The sequence below is a fragment of the Peribacillus sp. P4_D6 genome (assembly GCF_056401795.1).
In genome coordinates this window covers 1-19,368 of the sequence record NZ_JBFUIQ010000024.1, presented here as the reverse complement: position 1 = coordinate 19,368, position 19,368 = coordinate 1, and the positions used below count along the sequence as shown (strand labels likewise).

At 39.9% G+C, this 19,368-nt stretch carries 16 protein-coding genes and 2 pseudogenes; 11 read left to right on the top strand and 7 right to left on the bottom strand.

The annotated features are described in order from the left end of the window. Positions 1 to 78 precede the first annotated feature (78 nt). On the top strand, positions 79 to 1,797 hold the full coding sequence (locus AC1DVB_RS10450; protein ID WP_477589183.1) for a peptidase G2 autoproteolytic cleavage domain-containing protein: 1,719 nt from the start codon (positions 79 to 81) through the stop codon (positions 1,795 to 1,797). A 747-nt stretch (positions 1,798 to 2,544) separates the two neighbouring features. Here AC1DVB_RS10450 and AC1DVB_RS10445 read toward each other — a convergent pair. Then, positions 2,545 to 3,198, bottom strand: coding sequence for a cupin domain-containing protein (locus AC1DVB_RS10445; RefSeq protein ID WP_477589181.1), 654 nt, complete (start codon positions 3,196 to 3,198; stop codon positions 2,545 to 2,547). Between the two features lie 332 nt (positions 3,199 to 3,530). Between AC1DVB_RS10445 and AC1DVB_RS10440 the strand changes: the two genes are divergently transcribed. The 4 genes and pseudogenes from AC1DVB_RS10440 to AC1DVB_RS10425 all read left to right on the top strand — a co-directional run bounded on the left by AC1DVB_RS10440 (position 3,531) and on the right by AC1DVB_RS10425 (position 7,482). Then, positions 3,531 to 5,423 (top strand): OPT family oligopeptide transporter, encoded by a 1,893-nt coding sequence (locus tag AC1DVB_RS10440; RefSeq protein WP_057278373.1) that lies wholly within the window; start codon positions 3,531 to 3,533, stop codon positions 5,421 to 5,423. After that, a complete protein-coding gene (locus AC1DVB_RS10435; RefSeq protein WP_057278372.1) occupies positions 5,413 to 5,778 on the top strand; it encodes a PqqD family protein in 366 nt (121 codons plus the stop codon). Before AC1DVB_RS10440 ends, AC1DVB_RS10435 begins: the two co-directional genes overlap by 11 nt. 216 nt (positions 5,779 to 5,994) lie before the next feature. Further along, a pseudogene (locus tag AC1DVB_RS10430) lies at positions 5,995 to 6,803 on the top strand (SDR family NAD(P)-dependent oxidoreductase). A 70-nt stretch (positions 6,804 to 6,873) separates the two neighbouring features. Continuing rightward, a complete protein-coding gene (locus AC1DVB_RS10425; RefSeq protein ID WP_095678828.1) occupies positions 6,874 to 7,482 on the top strand; it encodes a methyltransferase in 609 nt (202 codons plus the stop codon). Positions 7,483 to 7,678: 196 nt separating this feature from the next. Here AC1DVB_RS10425 and AC1DVB_RS10420 read toward each other — a convergent pair whose 3' ends face one another. Next, positions 7,679 to 8,335 (bottom strand): hypothetical protein, encoded by a 657-nt coding sequence (locus AC1DVB_RS10420; protein WP_239860716.1) that lies wholly within the window; start codon positions 8,333 to 8,335, stop codon positions 7,679 to 7,681. Positions 8,336 to 8,822: 487 nt separating this feature from the next. Between AC1DVB_RS10420 and AC1DVB_RS10415 the strand changes: the two genes are divergently transcribed. Further along, positions 8,823 to 9,557: an alpha/beta fold hydrolase gene (locus AC1DVB_RS10415; protein WP_095678827.1), complete on the top strand. Its 735-nt coding sequence runs from the start codon at positions 8,823 to 8,825 to the stop codon at positions 9,555 to 9,557. A gap of 618 nt (positions 9,558 to 10,175) precedes the next feature. Here the strand turns inward: AC1DVB_RS10415 and AC1DVB_RS10410 are convergent. The 4 genes from AC1DVB_RS10410 to AC1DVB_RS10395 all read right to left on the bottom strand — a co-directional run bounded on the left by AC1DVB_RS10410 (position 10,176) and on the right by AC1DVB_RS10395 (position 14,772). Then, positions 10,176 to 11,024: a TVP38/TMEM64 family protein gene (locus tag AC1DVB_RS10410; protein ID WP_239860718.1), complete on the bottom strand. Its 849-nt coding sequence runs from the start codon at positions 11,022 to 11,024 to the stop codon at positions 10,176 to 10,178. A 210-nt stretch (positions 11,025 to 11,234) separates the two neighbouring features. Next, complete coding sequence (locus tag AC1DVB_RS10405; protein ID WP_170946904.1) at positions 11,235 to 11,372, bottom strand: hypothetical protein; 138 nt, start codon at positions 11,370 to 11,372, stop codon at positions 11,235 to 11,237. Positions 11,373 to 11,773: 401 nt separating this feature from the next. After that, positions 11,774 to 13,657, bottom strand: a complete 1,884-nt coding sequence (asnB, locus tag AC1DVB_RS10400) for an asparagine synthase (glutamine-hydrolyzing) (protein WP_095678826.1) — start codon at positions 13,655 to 13,657, stop codon at positions 11,774 to 11,776. A gap of 398 nt (positions 13,658 to 14,055) precedes the next feature. Then, a complete protein-coding gene (locus AC1DVB_RS10395) occupies positions 14,056 to 14,772 on the bottom strand; it encodes a GntR family transcriptional regulator (protein ID WP_057278475.1) in 717 nt (238 codons plus the stop codon). 284 nt (positions 14,773 to 15,056) lie between these two features. Here AC1DVB_RS10395 and AC1DVB_RS10390 point away from each other — a divergent pair, with 284 nt between their 5' ends. Genes AC1DVB_RS10390 through chbG form a run of 5 tightly spaced genes read left to right on the top strand, consistent with a single transcriptional unit; the run spans position 15,057 to position 19,152 of the window. After that, complete coding sequence (locus AC1DVB_RS10390) at positions 15,057 to 15,365, top strand: PTS sugar transporter subunit IIB (protein WP_063576866.1); 309 nt, start codon at positions 15,057 to 15,059, stop codon at positions 15,363 to 15,365. Positions 15,366 to 15,369: 4 nt separating this feature from the next. Then, complete coding sequence (locus AC1DVB_RS10385) at positions 15,370 to 16,719, top strand: PTS sugar transporter subunit IIC (RefSeq protein WP_477589176.1); 1,350 nt, start codon at positions 15,370 to 15,372, stop codon at positions 16,717 to 16,719. 17 nt (positions 16,720 to 16,736) lie between these two features. Then, positions 16,737 to 17,084 carry a PTS sugar transporter subunit IIA gene (locus AC1DVB_RS10380; RefSeq protein ID WP_095678825.1) on the top strand — a complete coding sequence of 116 codons (348 nt, stop codon included), beginning with the start codon at positions 16,737 to 16,739 and terminating at the stop codon, positions 17,082 to 17,084. After that, on the top strand, positions 17,081 to 18,424 hold the full coding sequence (locus tag AC1DVB_RS10375; RefSeq protein ID WP_477589174.1) for a 6-phospho-beta-glucosidase: 1,344 nt from the start codon (positions 17,081 to 17,083) through the stop codon (positions 18,422 to 18,424). The genes AC1DVB_RS10380 and AC1DVB_RS10375 overlap by 4 nt, the downstream gene beginning before the upstream one ends. Further along, a complete protein-coding gene (gene chbG, locus AC1DVB_RS10370) occupies positions 18,421 to 19,152 on the top strand; it encodes a chitin disaccharide deacetylase (RefSeq protein ID WP_239860723.1) in 732 nt (243 codons plus the stop codon). The genes AC1DVB_RS10375 and chbG overlap by 4 nt, the downstream gene beginning before the upstream one ends. A 54-nt stretch (positions 19,153 to 19,206) precedes the next feature. On the opposite strand, the pseudogene AC1DVB_RS10365 reads toward chbG, so the two are convergent. Further along, positions 19,207 to 19,368 (bottom strand): annotated as a pseudogene (locus AC1DVB_RS10365) (NAD(P)/FAD-dependent oxidoreductase); the annotation flags it as partial.

Here is a 19,368-nt window from a genome sequence, read left to right as displayed (position 1 = left end):
ACTGCAACAGATTTCCATGCCGAAGGATTTCAGACTACATCCAGTGGATTTGCGTCACATGCCGAAGGCAATACAACTTTGGCACAAGGTGATAGTGCTCATGCGGAAGGATCCTCTACAATAGCAAGCGGAATAGTTTCCCATGCCGAAGGAATTAGTACAACTGCAAGCGGAGATGTTTCTCATGCGGAAGGTGTCAATACAATTGCAAATGGATTTGCGTCCCATGCCGAAGGCCAGTCAAGAGCTTTTGGATTGACTTCTCATGCGGAAGGCGCTTCGATTGCCAACGGAGCATTTTCTCATAGCGAAGGTTTGTTTACAACTTCCAATGGAGATGCTTCTCATGCTGAAGGGAACAATACAACAGCAGCAGGAGAAAATTCGCACACAGAAGGATTGAATACGCAAACTACGATAAGCGGTGTTAATGCGCATGCGGAAGGAGAAGGGAATACAGCAAGTGGCAGGGCATCTCATGCAGAAGGAGGTGGAGTAGATCAAATGAGTAATCCCGCACCTACCTTAGTAAGCGGGGATGGTGCACACGCAGAAGGCATCGGTACAACTGCAAGTGGTTTTGCTGCTCATGCGGAAGGGGGAACCCAAGATATTACATCCCAATCTGGTCCGCAAGCTTTGGGGGATTTCTCTCATGCAGAAGGAATGAATACAATTGCAACTGGAAACTTTGGTGCTCATGCCGAGGGGCAACGAACAATCGCTAGTGGATCAGCTTCCCATGCTGAGGGTTTTCAGACTACCGCCGTTGGACCTTCCGCCCATGCCGAAGGGGCAAATACAATTGCCAGCGGGGCCTTCTCCCATGCAGAAGGTATAGGTACAACCGCTAATGGGATTTACTCTCATTCTGAAGGGGCAGATACAACTGCCAGTGGGCAAGCATCTCATGCGGAAGGACTAGGAACGATTGCAAATGCTGACTTCTCACATACTGAAGGGTTGAATACTACAGCAAGTGGTCTGAATGGAGTTCACGTAATGGGGCAAAATGGTGGACCAGCTGTAGGAGACTTACCTTTTTCATGGTACCTAGTAAACGGTGCGTTGGGTGGAGTCGTTGCCAAAATACTAAACGATGGATCGGCCTGTTTTGAAGGAGATGTATCTGCCAACATCGTTGCACCCGTGGCCTGTGACTTTGCTGAAATGTTTGAAACGTCCAACGGTAAACCGATTGATGTTGGTTATTTTGTCACGTTTGACGGGGAAACTGAAAAAATTCGTATAGCGAATTCATTCGATGATTTTATCGTAGGAATTACTAGTTCGAACCCTGCTGTACTTGCTGATATTCAAGACCCTGAATGTAGTAAATATTTACTGGATGAATGGAACCGGCCTGTCTACGAAGAAGTCATAATTCCGGACGTAACTGATAATGAAGGAAACATTCTAATAGAAGAGCACGAGCTATCAAGAAAGAAACTAAATCCTTTGTGGGATCCAGCCAACCAATGCGGTTCAAGGTTAGAAAAACCTGAATGGGTGGCGGTAGGGCTAGTCGGGAAGCTTCTCGTTCGCGATGACGGTACATGTAAGGCAGGCGGTTACTGTCGTCCTTTTAAAGAAGGTATTGCTACAGCTGCAGATCAAGGTTTCAGGGTAATGAAACGTACTGGGCAAAATCAAGTATTAGTACTGCTTAATTCAATTCCTTCAATAAAAGAGGTTGATATTGTTGAAAAGTTAGAAAAACTAGCAAAATTAAAAGAACAAGGATTTCTAACAGATGAAGAGTTTCAGATTCAAAAACAAAAATTATTATCGTTATAAGAAGCCTTTTCTATTTTAAAAAAACAGCCTGTTCGCATAACTTGGCTGTTTTTTTAAATAGTAAATAAAATTTAGTCCTAACGTTCTTAACTAACTCAGTAATATCAACATCATCATTATAAATCACTTGATCTATTCGGAAATCTTCACTAGCTGTGCAGCTACTTTTAATTTGTTTAATCCAATCGTAGGCTGCAATGGCTGCAGTCCAGTCAGCTTCCTTCTTAAAGTCTAAACTTAAAACAGGGAAGCTGTCACTTTGTAAAAAGTTAGCCTTTGTAAAGTTTTCTGCTGAAGAGTCCTGATTTTGAATGTGTTAATCTTTCTGATACCATTTTAGCATTTTCTCCGAACTCCAACATTATAGTTGCAATTTATGGAATTGGATTAGACACTTTGATATCTGTAGGTACCTTTATAGAAGAAAAGCTCTGAGCCAACCGCAAAATTGAAGTGAATCATCTGTTGTTATAGATGGGGGGCAATTTGAGATTTCTTATATTATAAGAAGAAACTCGGTAGAATATAAAGAGAAGATAACTGATAATTGTATCCAAGCGTATCATGAATGGCCATAAATCACATTAGGTGCCTACCATAATGTAAGATGTGGCGTGAAAAACGGATCATGTAATTAAAGGCAATGGAGAACCCTTATGTAACGGAGTTCTCCATGCTTTTTTCGATTCCGATTTATTAGTTGTATAGGCCCTCGAACAGGGGGAATCATGCTCCCAATATCTATCTTCAATAATAATAATACGGGAGATTGGGCTGATATTGATAGTTGTAAGCAGGAGCAGTATACATTTGGTTATCATAGTGATTAATATATTGAGGATATTGTTGCATGTCTTCTTCGGCCGCTCGATGGCAGTTGGCTGGCGGACCGATGAATGTTGATGGCTGAACTGGTGCAATTGCTTTTTTCCATTGGTTTTCATCCATGCAATAAGTATGAGCCATAATATTTGCAGGCGTCAATTTTAAGATATCTGAACCGAGGATCACCTCAGGTGTTGGTGCATTAAAAATGGCGAGCAAGTGGGTTTTATCAGCATTAGCCACTTCATAATGCCACCAACCTTGTGGGACGTTGGCTACTTGACCGGGTTTAATGGGGTAATTTTGAATTTGCTTTGTAAATGGATTCAGTAAGGAAACGGTTGCCGCTCCAGAAATGCAATACACTAGCTCCGCTGCATTTTGGTGATAATGCGGTTCTACGACATTGTCTGTACTAAGGTAAATATCTAATAATGAAACATTTTCGAGGGTATTTAATTGTTTAACACCTAATGCATTAATATAGTTTTGATTGTCTTTTTTCATGAAATTGCTTTTATTGACATCGAAAAAGAATTGTGTGGATGGTGAAGTATAGTCCATATAGGAGACCATGAATTTATCATTCCTTTTTTAAGACTTGATTTTTCAGGATATGTTAAATCTCATTCTAATGTGCACTAACCTAGTGGTTATGTGCCAATCGAGGTGATATGGGTTGCTGATGATACTGTCATTGAATGAATGATAGACAGTGACTTCGGGTAACGTATTAGTCGTGGTTATTATATCAATATTATTTTATATATTGTATAACCGAAACTACTAATCTGATTATTGGATATAATCAAACTTTTAATAAGCAGAATTTCCCCATTGCGCGACTTTAAATTACAGTGATATAATGTTCTCTGTGATTTTAAAGTTTAACATAGGAAGTGGCTAAATTGTCGAACAATTCAAAAGAGAGTAAATTCGTCCCGTACGTTTCTGCATCTAAATCTCTACCGGAATTGACTGCAACTGCAATCATTCTAGGGATCATTCTTGCAATCGTATTCGGGGCGGCAAATGCATACTTAGGCCTACTTATTGGTTTAACTGTCTCTGCTTCTATACCCGCGGCGGTAATTTCAATGGCCATATTAAGAGGGGTTTTTCGCAGGGATTCAATATTAGAAAACAATATTGTGCAAACGATGACCACGGCAGGTGAGGCTATTGGTGCCGGTGCTGTATTTACCATTCCGGCATTATTCATGTGGGACATGGAAGTGAGTCAAGCATTCATCATTTTCGTAGTATTAACTGGGGGATTTTTAGGGGTCTTCATGATGGTTCCCCTTCGCCAGCTTTTGATTGTAAGGGAGCATGAAACATTACCATATCCAGAAGGTACGGCATGTGCCGAGGTCCTGAAGTCAGGAGAAAAGGGCGGTACAAGCGCCAAGCTAATCGGAGCCGGTTTGGTAATTGGCGGTGTTGTTAAAGGGCTTGGTGATGGATTTAAGCTTTTCAAGACAGAGGTTGAAACAGGGATCACGAATTTTAAAAATGCAGTGGTTGGTCTTGATGCCTTTCCTTCCCTTTTGGGTGTAGGGTACATTATTGGACCGCGTGTTGCAGGACAAATGCTAGGTGGGGGTTTATTAGCCTGGGTCGTTTTAATACCGGCCATAAGCTTTTTTGGCGGAAACAATGGGACAGCCATTTTCCCTTCTGATGTACCGATCGGTGAATTGGATGCATGGGGAATTTGGGATAATTATATTCGCTATATTGGTGCTGGTGCCGTTGCAACGGGCGGATTGATCACTTTGATCAAAACATTACCAATACTTTTCAGTTCAGTTATTGATACTCTTAAAGGCGTAAAAGCCAATAAAGGGCAACTAAAATCGGGTTCTATCCGTACAGAACAAGACATACCGGCTAAATACGTTTGGTTGGGTACGATCATCTTAATTTTAATCATTGCTTTCACACCTATAACGGATGTAGGAATCATCGGTGCGATTGCAATCGCGATTTTTGGATTTTTATTCGTGACAGTGGCTTCAAGGGTTGTTGGAATCGTCGGAAGTTCGTCTTCCCCTGTTTCTGGAATGACGATCGCCACTCTATTGATTGTTGCGATTGTCTATAAGGCAACTGGTTTTACTGGTACGACTGGAATGGTAGCCGCTTTAACCGTCGCTGCAATCATTTGTACAGCGCTTGCGGTTTCAGGTGATGTTTCTCAGGATCTAAAAACAGGATATATCGTCGGCGGAACACCATGGAAACAACAAGTTGCCATGATGATCGGTGTTGTTGCGTCCGCTTCTGTCATTGGTTTTATCCTGGTTCTTATGGATAACGCATATACGATGGGTTCTGCAGAACTGCCTGCACCTAAAGCGGCACTTATGAAAATACTTGCCGAAGGTGTTCTAGGGGGAGATTTACCTTGGACTCTGATCTTTATCGGTGCGGCTATTTCCATTACATTAGAGTTTTTCGGTTTGAATTCACTTGTTGTTGCTGTCGGCATATACTTACCGGTTCATACTAGTGCCCCAATCATGATCGGTGGATTTATTCGTTTCTTCGTTGAGTTCTTCTCGAAAACAAAAGAAGCGCTTAAAGCACGGGTTGACAGAGGTGTATTATTTGCCTCTGGTTTAATAGCGGGTGAATCATTGATTGGTGTTCTTATTGCCATATTGATCGCAGCAGGTGTCCAAGTTCCGGCTGCGGCTAAATTAGCCAGCAATTTGCTGCCATTCTTATTATTCCTTGCTCTAGCTGGATTGCTTTGGTTCGTATCCAGCAAAGGGAAAAAAGAAGATGCTTCGTAAACGCCAATCAAAAAAGAGGAACCTGTTAACCATGGTTCCCCTTTTGGAAAGACGCGTCACTATGGTGCAAGAATCTTCGGAAGCCACTTTTTTGGTCATTCAAAGGACCAATTTTGTGGAAAGAATGACCATTCGTTTCTTAAAACAGCCATCAGTCCGTAAAATCAAGCTTGATAAGTTTGGAGCATATGCCATTAAACAGATGGAGTTCCAAAGGAATGTAAATCAGATCTCTGAAGCGATGAGTGAACATTTTGGTGAGGAAGCGGAACCAGCCTTACCGAGGTTGATGAAATTCCTGGAAATTCTAGAGGCTCATGATTGGATCATATGGGATGATGAAGAAGAAAAATGAAAAAAAGCTGAAGCACTTCTGGGTGCTTCAGCTTTTTTCTGTATTGGTACAAAATTTACCACATCTGCATTTTATCAAATTATACTATAGGTATAATTATTTGTAATAACTTTATATGCGGTGTATTCTGTACTGTTAGTCATGATTAATAAAACAAAACTATTCACATTTTGAAGAGCAGGTGGTTTATCATGGGAAGAGTACAAGGTAAAGTTAGTGACAGGTGGAGCTTCAGGCATTGGGTTATCCATATCCCCACTAATGGCTAAAGAAAGCGCAAAAGTCGTGATTGCTGTTTTTAATGAAGCAGGAGCAAAAGAAGCGGCCGAAAACATTAAAAAACAAGGTGGGGAAGCAGCTGGAGTATTTTTGGATGCTGGACAAGCAGATTCCATACAGGCAGCAGTCGACTTTACCATTGAACAATATGGAACGGTTTCGGTACTCGTTAATAATGTGGGTTTAACTAACCTGCATAAAGATCTGGATGTCGTGAACTTAGATTTGGAAGAATGGAAATGACTTATGGACGTGAATTTAAAAAGTGTGCTATTGAGAAGCAGGTTTGCGATTCCTCACATGATTAAAGCTGGAGGAGGTTCAATTATCAATACGGCCTCAATGGCCGGATTTACAGGTGACTCCGTACGATCCGCATATGGTGCGTCCAAGCGGGTGTAGTGAATTTGACTCGTTATATCGCTGCACAGTATGGTAAAGATCATATTCGTTGTAATGGAGTGGCACCAGGTCTCAATTTAACTCCTGCAGCGAAAAATAATATGCCTCAGGCCGTACTCGATATTTTTGGCAAATTCAATTGCCATGGTGAAGCGGATGATATCGGTTATACCGTACTATTCCTTGCATCTGACGAGTCCAAATTCATTACAGGTCAGACGATCCAAGTGGAAGGCGGTCATCATATAGCCAACACAAGCATCTCTGATTTTAATGATTATGTAACGAGAGCAAATCCAATTAATTGTCTGGACATTCATATAACAAAACATTACCCTGGATAAGATCAACGCTTTCCGGGGTTTTTAGTCAGGACGCCCTTTATTAAAAAACATGAAGCAGGTGCATATAACAATGGAAGTGAAAAATTATGATGAATTGCTGAACATCAGGACGGAAGGTGAACAAAAAAAATTCAATGATTCTTTGCATTATCATCGATATGAACCTACGCCATACAGCGCATTAGAACAGTTATTCAAAGAATATCCACTGAAAAGAAATGATCGCATTGTGGATTTTGGATGCGGTAAAGGACGCTTGAATTTTTTGATCCATCACTTCTATCAATCATCTGTGGTTGGCGTGGAAATGAATGAAAATTTCTATAAAGAAGCGATCGAGAATCTGAATGGCTACATGAAAAAAAGGAAAAACGACAATAACGATATAGAATTCCACTGTTGCTTGGCAGAAGAATATGATATTGATAAGCAGGACAATCATTTTTATTTCTTTAATCCGTTCTCGGTACAGATTTTCATGAAAATCATCAATAACATTTTGCTGTCCTTTGAAAAAGAACCGCGCCAAATCAAACTGATATTATATTATGCTTCACAGGATTATATTTTTTTCCTCGAAAATCAAACCGCTTTCGAGCTGAAAAACGAAGTGATATTACCTGGCTTGACTGAATCTAATCCTTTTGAGAAATTCGTCATATACCAATTGTTATATTGAATGGATATTGTTTTTTCGGTGATAAAAACACCCAAGCAATCTTTCATGGATGCTTGGGTGCAAAGAGTGAAGCCAATAAAGGTGCTTAATTTAAAGCGGATTGTAAAATCCTTATTACTTTTTTTTTGCATGCTCCTATTTCATTTTTTATCTTTTAATTTTATGCCCTTTTATTTCTAAGGATGAACCACTTTGTCTATGGAGAGCGAGGTTCTAGTTTATAGTTTGTAAGCCATAGTGAACATAAAAAAATTAATTCAAATGCATTGGTAACAGCCGAACTTTCTATGGGAATAGGAATGGCACTTCCAACTATCATGACTATAACCCCTAAAAGCATCCAAATCCAACGTGTTTTTATAAATATGTAGATGCTAATCACCAATAATATAAAGGTGACAATAAGCACCATTAAAGGTGGGCCCGAAGATTCCTCACTAACATATCTTAAAACTCCATACTCGTAGATTGGTACAAATGTCTTATGCATATTTTCAATAAATTCATAGATGATAAGCCCAGCTGTAAGGAAAAGGAAAAAGTAGGGTGCTATCGTTTTTTTTGTAAAAGGAATATGTATCCTTTTTGCCATTCCCCATCCAAACAAGATCAATGTGGGAGTGATAAATCCATGACTCCAGAAACGTAATGCATTTAATGACTTTAACAAAGGGCCATCACCAATGAACTTTCCCGAGGCAATAATTAAGTTATCCACGATAAGCCCGAAAGTAACTAAAAGAAGAAAGCTTGAATACGAAAAGAGTTTGCGGTCCTGTCGAAGTAACACCATTCCCATGATAAAAAGAATCATATAAACGATTGAATAACAAAAATATAAAATAGTATCCAACTACATCACCCCCTATATTGTTTTTTCCGTACTATAATAGAACAAAACATAAAAGTGCCCTTTTAAATATAATGTTAGTTTAATGTTAAATTGTTCAAGAAAGATTGTAAATACCTATATCAGAGAATATAATGGGTAGGTTTTATAAGTGGTTTTTATAAAGTATCAAAGGTCTACATAAGAAACTTTATATTTAAACAAGGATGGAAGCATTGCATCAAAAATGCATATAAATAGCGATATTACTGTTAAGCAGCCATTGAAATACGTGGTAACCACCTTCTTTCGCGCCTTGATTCTTTTTTAGATTAAGTAGAGATGACTTATCCGTCTACATGAGGAAAATGACATAAGCTATTCAAAAGAAAAGGAAGTTAGACGTAATGTTTGTTTTATATAGCCCATAAGGAAATGAAGAGCAATTCCAGTATCTATGTGCGTTAGTAAAAGTACTTAGAAATAAATTTTAGGGATAGTGAGGTATAAAATGAAAAAAGTTATGAAATATATTCTCGTTAGTATAATTCTATTAATGATTATTGCTTTCGGCGCCTTTTATATATGGTCAGAACAAACATACAAACCATCAGATGAATTGTATGCGTTAGTTGGAAAGGGGGATATAAAAAAGGAAAATGGGTTTGTCACATTTGAACCAACAAAAACTAAGAAAGTGGGCATTGTCCTGTATCCAGGTGCCAAGGTTGAGCCGGAAGCATACGGATATTATGCAAAAGAATTATCAAAAGAGGGATATACAGTCGTTATCCCAAATGTGAGGTTCAATTTCGCTTTGTTTGATAAAAATAAAGCGACGGAAGCTAAAGATACATATCCAGAAGTGGAGAAATGGTATGTTGCTGGACACTCGTTAGGAGGAGTAGCCGCCTCCGCATATGCTTATGAAAATCCAAAAGAGGTGGAAGGGATTATCCTCCTCGGTTCATATCCCAGTGACTCGAATGACTTTTCAAAAATGAAAGTTCCTATGCTATCGTTATATGCAGAACATGATGGGCTATCTACAGTAGAGAAGATTATGAAGACAAAGCACTTACTATCTAAAGAGGCAAACATGCATAAGATAGCGGGAGGAAACCACGGTCAATTTGGTGTATATGGAAAGCAAAAGGGAGATAATGAAGCGACTATCTCAGCTAAGAAACAACAAGAAGAGATGATAGCTGTCACAAAAAAATGGCTTAATCAGAACGGGGATTAAGCCTTATTAAAATGCCCTCAAAATTGAGGGCATTTTAATACCGAAATATATTTTGACTTGGAAAGAAAGACAAAAGAAACGGATGGATTCTGGGGATACAAAGATCGAAGCAATCATACCAAACTGTAGACAAACTCAAAAAAAAATGAAATTTTTGTCTATAGTTTTTTCGAGTGATTATAAGGAATGTGGCTGCCGCTATCAGCTGAGGTGGCAGAAGCTTCTCTTCGTTAAGAGATGGGTTCTTTGGCCAGTCATGTGCCATTTTTGAATCTTGCCATGTCCAATTGGGCCTCCTCCTTTTTAATTTCAGGAAAGATAAACATCTCCTGAATCTACATTTATTTATCCCCTTTTAGTAGTCTAACTCAAAACATGCTTTCTTTTCATATCCGAATATCGTTTAAACATTTTTTGTCAGTTAGACTTCAGAGGTAAGGATACATTAATATAGCAATTAGAAGATGGCGATTGAGTACTATGGCAAATTTAAAGTTAGACGGTTGACATAGGCCATTACCATTCATTCCTAACCAAATAACTTCAAGGGGAAATAAAGTTTTCGAGAGAGTTCCAGAGACCCTACTGATATAACCAGCGTGTTTCCATAAAATGCTCCTATTCCATTTTTCTTTTCTTTAAAACCCATTTTACTAATATTGATAAAGTATACAATCCACCAGCAGTAAGTGACACAGCCGATATTACTTCCTGCCCTGTAAGGGATAGGGCTTTCGCCAAATCTACTGAATATGAAAGTGATGAGACTGTCAGTAATTTTGATAGGGAAGCTATCAGGATAAATCTTCTGAAAGAAACGCCGCCTATCCCCGCACCAAGGCAAATGATTTCATCTGGTAGAATCGGGATAATGAACAGAAGGAACAGGATGGCGGTTTCATTTTTTTTCACATACTCCTGATAGCTTTGCAAGTGCTTTTCTTTAACTAATTTTAATGCGAGCTTTTGCCCTCCTATTCTAGCTAAAAGGAACATGGTTGCTATTCCGGAAATAGTTCCGGAATAGCCTAGGTATGCTGCGTTAAATGAGCCTAATACTGCACTGCCAGCAGGAATCGTCACAGCTTCAGGCAAGGGCAGCACGATTGGCTGAAGGAAACAAATAAGGAGGAAAAGGAGCTTGCCCATTAGGGTACTTCCTCCTAAGACGCTCTTTAAGCTATTTGCATCTGTCAGCACCAAAAACTTCGTTGTATAAAAGATCAAACAGACTATAATCAGTAAAATGCTCAAGTACACTAAGGCGAGCCTCGTAAGTTTTAAATAGTTTACTTTTTTCCTAATTATCAAGACAAGATCAATAGACAGAATGACTATTAAAATGACTGTAACTATAATTTTATAAATTATCAGCAACGATGGCAAAAACACATACACGCACACGGCTGCAAAAGCGACCATCAATAAATGCGTCCACAATTCAGGCAGTTTCTTTTCAAGAATCACAGAATTCTTTCCCCTTTAGGTGAATTTCCTTTGTGTGATTAAGTGTACTGGCTAAGCCATCTTTAGAAAACGGACCTGGGATTTAACCAATAGTAAGACCTGGGGCTTAGATTTCTTGTGGATATCAGCCAAAAATCTTAATGCAGCAACCTGCTTTGCAAGATCTCCGATAAATCATTTGCCCTTTTTTTGTTAGGCCATTTTTGGATCTCACCATGTCCAATTGGCTATCTTCTTTAAATTAATGGAAGCCTTCATTTTACGAACCAAATGGTTCGGTGGAACCAGTTGATCTAAAGTAATTACTTCAAGTTGATCTCGTTGAATAGAATCATGTTTAGAAAGCATCCTCATCACCTCAAGTTTTAATACTTCTATATTAAAGCAAAAATGACTCTAGGCAAAAGTGTTCTATCTAAAAGGTAAGCCGAAGTTGATTGGAACGGAAGGTACGAGACTCCTGCGGGAAAAGCGCGTCTAGGGGAGACCCCGCAGGCGAAAGCCGAGGAGGCTCCCCGACCGCCCGCGGAAAGCGAGTGCCTGGAGTGGAAATAAACGTCCAAATTGTACAAGCGATAAAAATAGACAAACTCGATTTTCATCGGGTTTGTCTACAGTCTGAACCCCCGTTATGACGGGGTTCAGTTTATCGCAAAAGTCCTTCGGGATTAAAGAGCCGCGCCAAATCGAACTAAGTTTATTTTATGCTTAATAAGCACTTAAGCAATATTCCCTTTTTTAATGGATGTTTAATTTACAACATATTGTGAATTCTTTTGGGGCTCATATCGTTTTTCTATATAAATTTGATGCCAAGTCATAAACGTCAAAATGGTCCAGAGCTTCCGGCTGTTGTCCGCTTTATTATTTACATGGTTTTCAAGTAATTCTATAATTTGCGCTTTATTAAAAAGGTAGTCAGTCGGGCTTTCCTGGATTAACCTTACTGCCCAATCGTATAACTCATCCTTCAGCCAATGTCGTATCGGAACAGGAAAGCCTAGCTTTTTTCTGTTCCATACATGTTCCGGCACTATCCCGCGGGCAGCTTTTCGGAGCATGTATTTGGTCGTTCCATTTCTCACTTTTTGATCCATATTAAGTTTTGAAGCCGTATTGAAAACGCATGTATCCAAAAAGGGAACTCTCACCTCTAAAGAATTCGCCATGGACATTTTATCTGCCTTCAATAAAATATCACCTTTTAGCCAAGTTTGAATATCAATATTTTGCATTTGGGTTATAGGATCATACCCTAAAGAACTTGAATAGATGGGATTTGTCACTTTCTCATTTTCTAGTCCGTTGAGATAATTCACAAGTAGTCGTTTTTTCTCTTTCTCGCCGAATATGTTTGCGTTCCCGATATATCGGTTTTCTAAAGGTGTCACTCCACGCTCTATAAAACTCTTTCCTCTAACACCTTCTGGCAAAACAGAGGAAATCGCCTTCAACACTTTGTTCAATGATGTTGGAAAATAGGAAAACATGCGCAGGGAATGGGGCTCCCGGTATATATTATATCCGCCGAATAACTCATCTGCCCCCTCACCGGACAAAGCGACCTTGACGTGTTTTTTAGCTTCCCGGGCGACAAAATATAGTGGAACGGAAGCGGGGTCCGCTAAAGGGTCATCCATATGCCAGATGATCTTCGGCAGTTCCGCCAAGAATTCTTCAGGACTAATGATATAACTTATATTTTCTACATTCAGTGCGGCTGCTGTTTCCTGTGCAACGTTTATTTCACTATATCCATCTCTTTCGAACCCAACAGAAAAAGTTTTGATCTTTGGGTTAATCTCTTTTGCGATGGAGCAGATAAATGATGAATCAATCCCGCCCGATAAAAAAGATCCAACTGGAACATCACTTCTCATATGGACGTTTACGGAATCCATCAGAGTGTCTTGTATTTCTTTTAGGACCTTTGAATCTTCTATATTGGAAGGGTGAAAAATAGGTTTCCAGAACCTTTTTATATCCATTTTCTTTCCTGGTTCTTTAGTGAAGTAATGTCCAGGTAATAACTTTTCAATATTCTTGGATAGGGTCGATGGTTCGGGAACATATTGAAAACTGAGAAAATGCTGTAATGAATTCACATCCAGCTCGTCATTCATGGCTGTCAAAATACTCTTTTTTTCTGATGCAAAATAAGTAACATCATCTTGCTCACAATAGAAAAAAGGCTTGATTCCAAAGTGGTCCCTTGCACCAAAAAGCTTTAGCTCGATTTTATCCCAAATGACAAAAGAGAACATGCCTCGCAATTTCTGGACAGTTTGCTCTTTTTGGCTACTAAAGAGGGCCAATATTACTTCCGTATCAGAATCTGTCGTAAACTCATATCCTTCATCAATGAGTTCTTTTCTTAGTTCAATATAATTATAGATTTCGCCATTGAAAATGATCCAATATCTTTCATTTTCATATGAAAGGGGTTGGTTTCCATTATCTATATCGATTATGCTTAATCTCCTAAATCCAAAATTCACAAATTCATCAAAGAAATATCCTTCATCATCCGGCCCCCTATGGGTAATGATCGTGTTCATCTTCTGAATCGTTTCTTTCATATTTGAATTTATGGCTTTCGGATATTCGTGAATACATCCAACAAAACCGCACATAAAATCCACCTGCCTAATTAATTAATAGTAAGAGATTTCCTAATATCTTTTATTAATATTTTCAAAAAATAGGTACAAAGTTGAATGCCAATGTAAATAGAATGGAATCTCCTAGTCTTCTAGATTAGGTGATTATGGTATATTTGTCAATTTTACTCATAAAATGAATGTATTTGTAATTATGTAAAAATATATAAGATGTGCAACAAAAAGAGGCAATCGTTATGATTGCCTCTAAAAGAAAAATAAGTTTGCATGCAGTTTTTATTAAAAAAACGTTCCAGTTGATTGGAGGGGGCCACTGGTGTGGAATTCAACGTTCCAATCTTACAAACACTAAAAAAATCGAGTTTGTCTACAGACTATGATGCCTTAATTAATAAGGCATCCGTCTTATTTCAATAGTTCCGCTCGATGACAAAGTGAGCACGATCGCCTCTAAAGAGAGTTTTAGAGAATTCAATGACCGATCCGTCATTCTCATATGTGTAAGTTTCCAATGAAAAACAAGGTGAGCCGTTCGGTACGTCCAACTTGTCAGAAATGGAATCGTCGGCAAGTGAAAACTCCAAGTGTTCGACCGTTTTTTTTACTTTTAAATTGAATTGTGTCTCAAGTACTTTAAAGAGTGATTTTTCACAGGCTTCGATATTAAGCCCGGGTGTTTTATACCAAGGGAGAAAGGCAATTTCATATTGAAGGGGGATATCGTTTACGTAACGTATCCGTTCCAGTTTATTTACGGGGTCTCCAATATTTTGTTTGAAAAGCTTGGCAAGGGTAGCGTTTGCTTCAATCACCTTTAAGCTAATGACCTTTGTTGAAGGGTTTTTTCCTTGCATCGTGACTTGCTCAGAGAATTTTTCAACCGTGCTTGTAAGAAATTGCTTCACTTTATTCTCCGAAACGAAAGTACCTTTGCCTTGGACACGGTAAATATAGCCTTCGACGTTCAATTGCTGTAAGGCCGTGCGAACTGTTGTCCTGCTTACTCCGTATATTTTACAAAATTCAGCCTCAGTCGGTAATTTTGTATTTGTTTGGTATTCGCCATTTTTTATGAGATCGATAATCGATTCCTTAACTATGGAATGCAATGCCGCTTCTTTATTCATGGTCTCCACAGTGATTCCTCCTATGCTCATTCCCAATATATACATATAGATTATCTCGGATAAGTACAATAATCAACTTTAATTCACAAATTTGTAGTAACAAATTTAAATTTGTGTTGATATTTTTTCAATTTGTAACTACAATGTATGTATGGAGGCAATAATACCCATTTCATCCAAGGGAAGTGATAAAAAAGTAACATCGGTTATTTATAAGAAAGAAAACGGTTTCAACTCACTTGAAAATACTGAATAATCAATCATTAAAAAGGGGGGTAATTTCAATGAATATATTATTATGTTGTTCTGCAGGGATGTCTACTAGTTTATTAGTTACCAAGATGGAGGAAAGTGCTAAAAACCAAGGGGTAGAGTGTCATATATGGGCAGTTGGTTCTACAGAAGTTAACAATGAAATAGATAAGGCCGATGTTATTTTATTAGGGCCGCAGGTTAGATATCTTCTTTCCAAGCTACAGGAAGCGGGGAAAGAAAAGGGAATACCTGTCGCAACCATCAATCCGATGTTCTATGGACTATGTAATGGTGAAGAAGTGCTAAAACAAGCCACTACTTTAATAAAAGGAGAATAAGGATATGATGACTTTTATTGATAAGTATATTATGCCTGGGGCGGTAAAGGTAGGAAATAACCGGCATTTGCTTGCAATTCGTGACGCATTGATTGGAATGATAGCGATTACAATGATCGGTTCATTCGCCGTCCTGTTTAATAATCTAGGGCAAGTCATCAAGCCTTACGGGAGAATGATGGAGGCCATCTTCGGTCCTGCATGGAATACGCTTGGCGGTGATATTTGGTTTGGAACCTTTGCATTCATGACGGTATTCGCTGTATTCGGCATCTCTTATAAATTGGCACGGTCATACGGTGACGATGGTTTTGAAGCGATGTTGGTTTCCGCAGCCTGTTTCTTTTTATTATTACCTCAAATCGGAAATGTCACTTTAACCATCGATGATAAGGATGTTACCGGCGGGGCATGGGGTTTTGTAAGCGTAAACTATTTTAATGCTACAGCCCTATTTACAGGAATTGTCGTTGCCTTAATAGCAACTGAAATCTTCGTAAGACTTTCCCGGGTAAAATATTTAGTCATCAAGCTTCCAGATGGAGTACCTCCAGCGGTAGCCCGTTCATTTGCAAAGTTAGTGCCGGGTATGGCAACGATCTTTATCGCTGGTATATTCGGACTGCTATTCCGTAAAGCTACGGATGGGCAGGTACTGAATGACTGGCTGAGTAAAGTGATTGTATCTCCGTTACAAAGTGCAGTAGATTCATTGCCATTCGCTATTTTACTAGTTTTTCTTGTTCATTTATTATGGATGATCGGTTTGCATGGACCTAATATCCTTGGCGGGATAACGACACCGCTCTTTGAAAGTTCGGGAGTGAAAAATATCGATTTATATGCAAAAGGCGTCAAAGACATGGACCAATACGGCGTATTGGCGGGTTCTTTCCTGGATGCATTTGTATATTTAGGCGGATCTGGTGCAACATTGGGCCTTATCATTGCAATGATCATTGCCGGTCGGAAACGGTATAAACAGATGATTGCACTCGGAGGGGCGCCAGGAGTGTTCCAGATTAACGAACCCATTCTTTTCGGATTGCCTATCGTTCTGAATCCAATGTGGTTCATCCCTTTTGTTCTCGGCCCGGTAATTACAACGGTGATATCTTATATCTCAGTAAGCAGCGGAATGGTTTTCCCGATCGTCGCTAAGATTCCATGGGTAACCCCTCCGATTGTGGGTGGATTCCTGGCCACAGGCGGGCATGTGTCTGGAGCGGTCCTGGCTGCAATCAATCTAGTCATTTCAACAGCGATTTATTTACCATTCGTTTATGCTCAAGTGAAGATAGACACCAAAAATGAAACAAAGCTTACAAAAGATTCAGAAACGCTAAGCCTTTAAGAAAGTAGTGATGAAAAATGGAAAAAGAAGAATTATACCAGCTATCCTTTCAATTGATTTTATATAGCGGGAATGCGAGAAGCTTTGCAATGGAAGCGTTGCAGGAGGCAAAGAAGAAGGATTTTGATTCTGCCCGTTTGAAAATCGCCGAGGCGGAAACGGAATTACTGCAAGCCCATAAATACCAAACCCAATTAATCCATGCTGAGGCAGGCGGGGACTCTTTTGATCTTCCCATTATCCTGGTGCATGCACAAGATCATTTAATGACAGCGATGACTATGAAGGATCTTGCAATTGAAATGATCGATCTACGCGAAGAATTCTTACATGCAGATGCTGTGAAGGAGAGGACTGCTGAATGAGCAAGGGGTTGAAGATCGTCACGATTGGCGGAGGTTCGAGCTATACGCCTGAACTGATCGAAGGTTTCATCAAATATCATGAAGAACTTCCTGTGAGTGAAATTTGGCTCGTGGACATCGAAGCGGGAAAGGAAAAGCTTGAAATTGTCGGGAATTTGGCAAGAAGGATGATTGAAAAGGCTGGTGTGAATATTGAAGTCCATCTCACGCTGGATAGAAAGAAAGCGCTTAAAGGCGCTGATTATGTAACAACCCAGCTGCGGGTTGGCCAGCTCGCAGCCAGGGCTCTTGATGAAAAGATTCCATTGAAACACGGAGTGATCGGACAGGAGACGAATGGACCAGGCGGGCTTTTCAAGTCCTTTAGAACGATTCCCGTCATTCTGGATATTGCTCATGAGATGGAGGAGTTATGTCCGGAAGCATGGCTGATTAACTTCACGAATCCTGCAGGAATGGTAACGGAAGCAGTTCTGCGTCACAGTAATATTTCCAAAATCATCGGACTCTGCAATGTGCCGATTGGGATGGAACGAGGTGTTGCGGATTTGATGGGTGTAGAACCATCAAGGGTCCGTATCGACTTTGCTGGGTTGAACCATATGGTTTACGGCTTGGATGTATTCGTTGATGGCGAGAGTGTCAAAGATCAAATCATCCAGTTGATTACTGATCCAGCTAAAGCTGTCACGATGAAGAATATTCATGCAATGGGCTGGGAGCCGGAATTCCTTAGAGCGTTGAACCTGTTTCCGTGTCCATACCACAACTACTATTATAAAACGGGTGATGTGCTGGCCCAAGAATTGAAGGATGCGGAAAAAGGGGAAACACGTGCAGAGGTCGTTCAAAGGCTTGAAGCAGGTTTATTCGAGCTATACAAAGACCAGGATCTGGCTATCAAGCCGCCGCAGCTTGAAGAGCGCGGAGGTGCCTATTACAGTGATGCGGCTGTGCGGTTGATTTGCTCGATGCATACGGATAAGCGAGATATTCAAGCGGTGAATACGGTCAACCATGGTGCGATTGAAGGCATCCCATACGGATCGGCGATTGAAACCAGTTGCGTGATAACTAAGGATGGTCCTAAACCAATCAATGTAGGAGAGCTTCCTGTCGCTGTCCGCGGATTAATTCAGCAAATCAAATCCTTTGAAAGGGTAGCCATCGAAGCTGCAATTTCGGGGGACTATGATACTGCGTTGCTTGCCATGACGATCAATCCACTCGTTCCAAGCGACCGGGTTGCAAAACTTATCCTGGATGAAATGCTGGAGGCACATAAAGATTATTTGCCGCAGTTTTTTGAAAAAAAGGAGTTGCAGGATAATTTATCATGATAGAAGTCCTTGTAAATGCAGATGATTTCGGATTAACTAAAGCGGTGAATTATGGGATTTTGGATAGCCACAAATATGGAATTGTCAATTCGGCAACGATCATGATGAATGCAAAAGCAACGGAGCATGCGATTGAAATCGCCAAGAAAACACCCTCGTTGAAGGTAGGTATTCACTTAGTCCTGACATGGGGTAAACCTTTGTTGAGTGATGTTCCGAGTTTGGTTGACGAATCTGGTTTCTTTAAGAAGCAAGGTACGGTATATGGGGATCCTGCCTGCATTTCCTTGAGCGAATTGGAGAGGGAGTGGTCAGCGCAAATCGAAAGATTTTTGGAATTTGGCCTATTCCCGACTCATTTCGATAGCCACCATCATGTACACGGGATCAAAGCATTTCTACCGGTTATTAAAAAGCTGTCAGATAAATATGGATTGCCAGTCCGTAATGCCGGAAGCCACCTTGCAGGGATTCAAACCGTTACAGATGTATTCCTGGATGATTTTTATGGAGAAATGGTGGTTGAAGATTACTTTCAAAACTTGAAAGGGAGAGTAATGGATGGGGCGAGTGTGGAGATAATGACCCATCCTGCTTATATGGATGAAGAATTGATGAAAGTCTCCTCTTATAATGATATACGCTTGAAAGAAACCAGGATATTGACAAAGGCAAAATTACCTGAGGGATTTTCCCTTAGATTCAGCATCAACCAAGTAAAGATTTGATTTCAAAAGAGGACCATTCATCAAAAGATGAATGGTCCTCTTTTATTGTTAAAATTAATAAGCCAGGCTGAATAGGGCTTTGATGTGTGATAGGTAACGAACATTACTTGCTTCTTTCATCAATGTAGCCGGAAGGCCTTTAAGGGACGTGTTATTGGCCCCAACGGTTGCCACCGCATCCTTACGGCCAAGGCTCGCAAGTGTACCTGAGTTTAC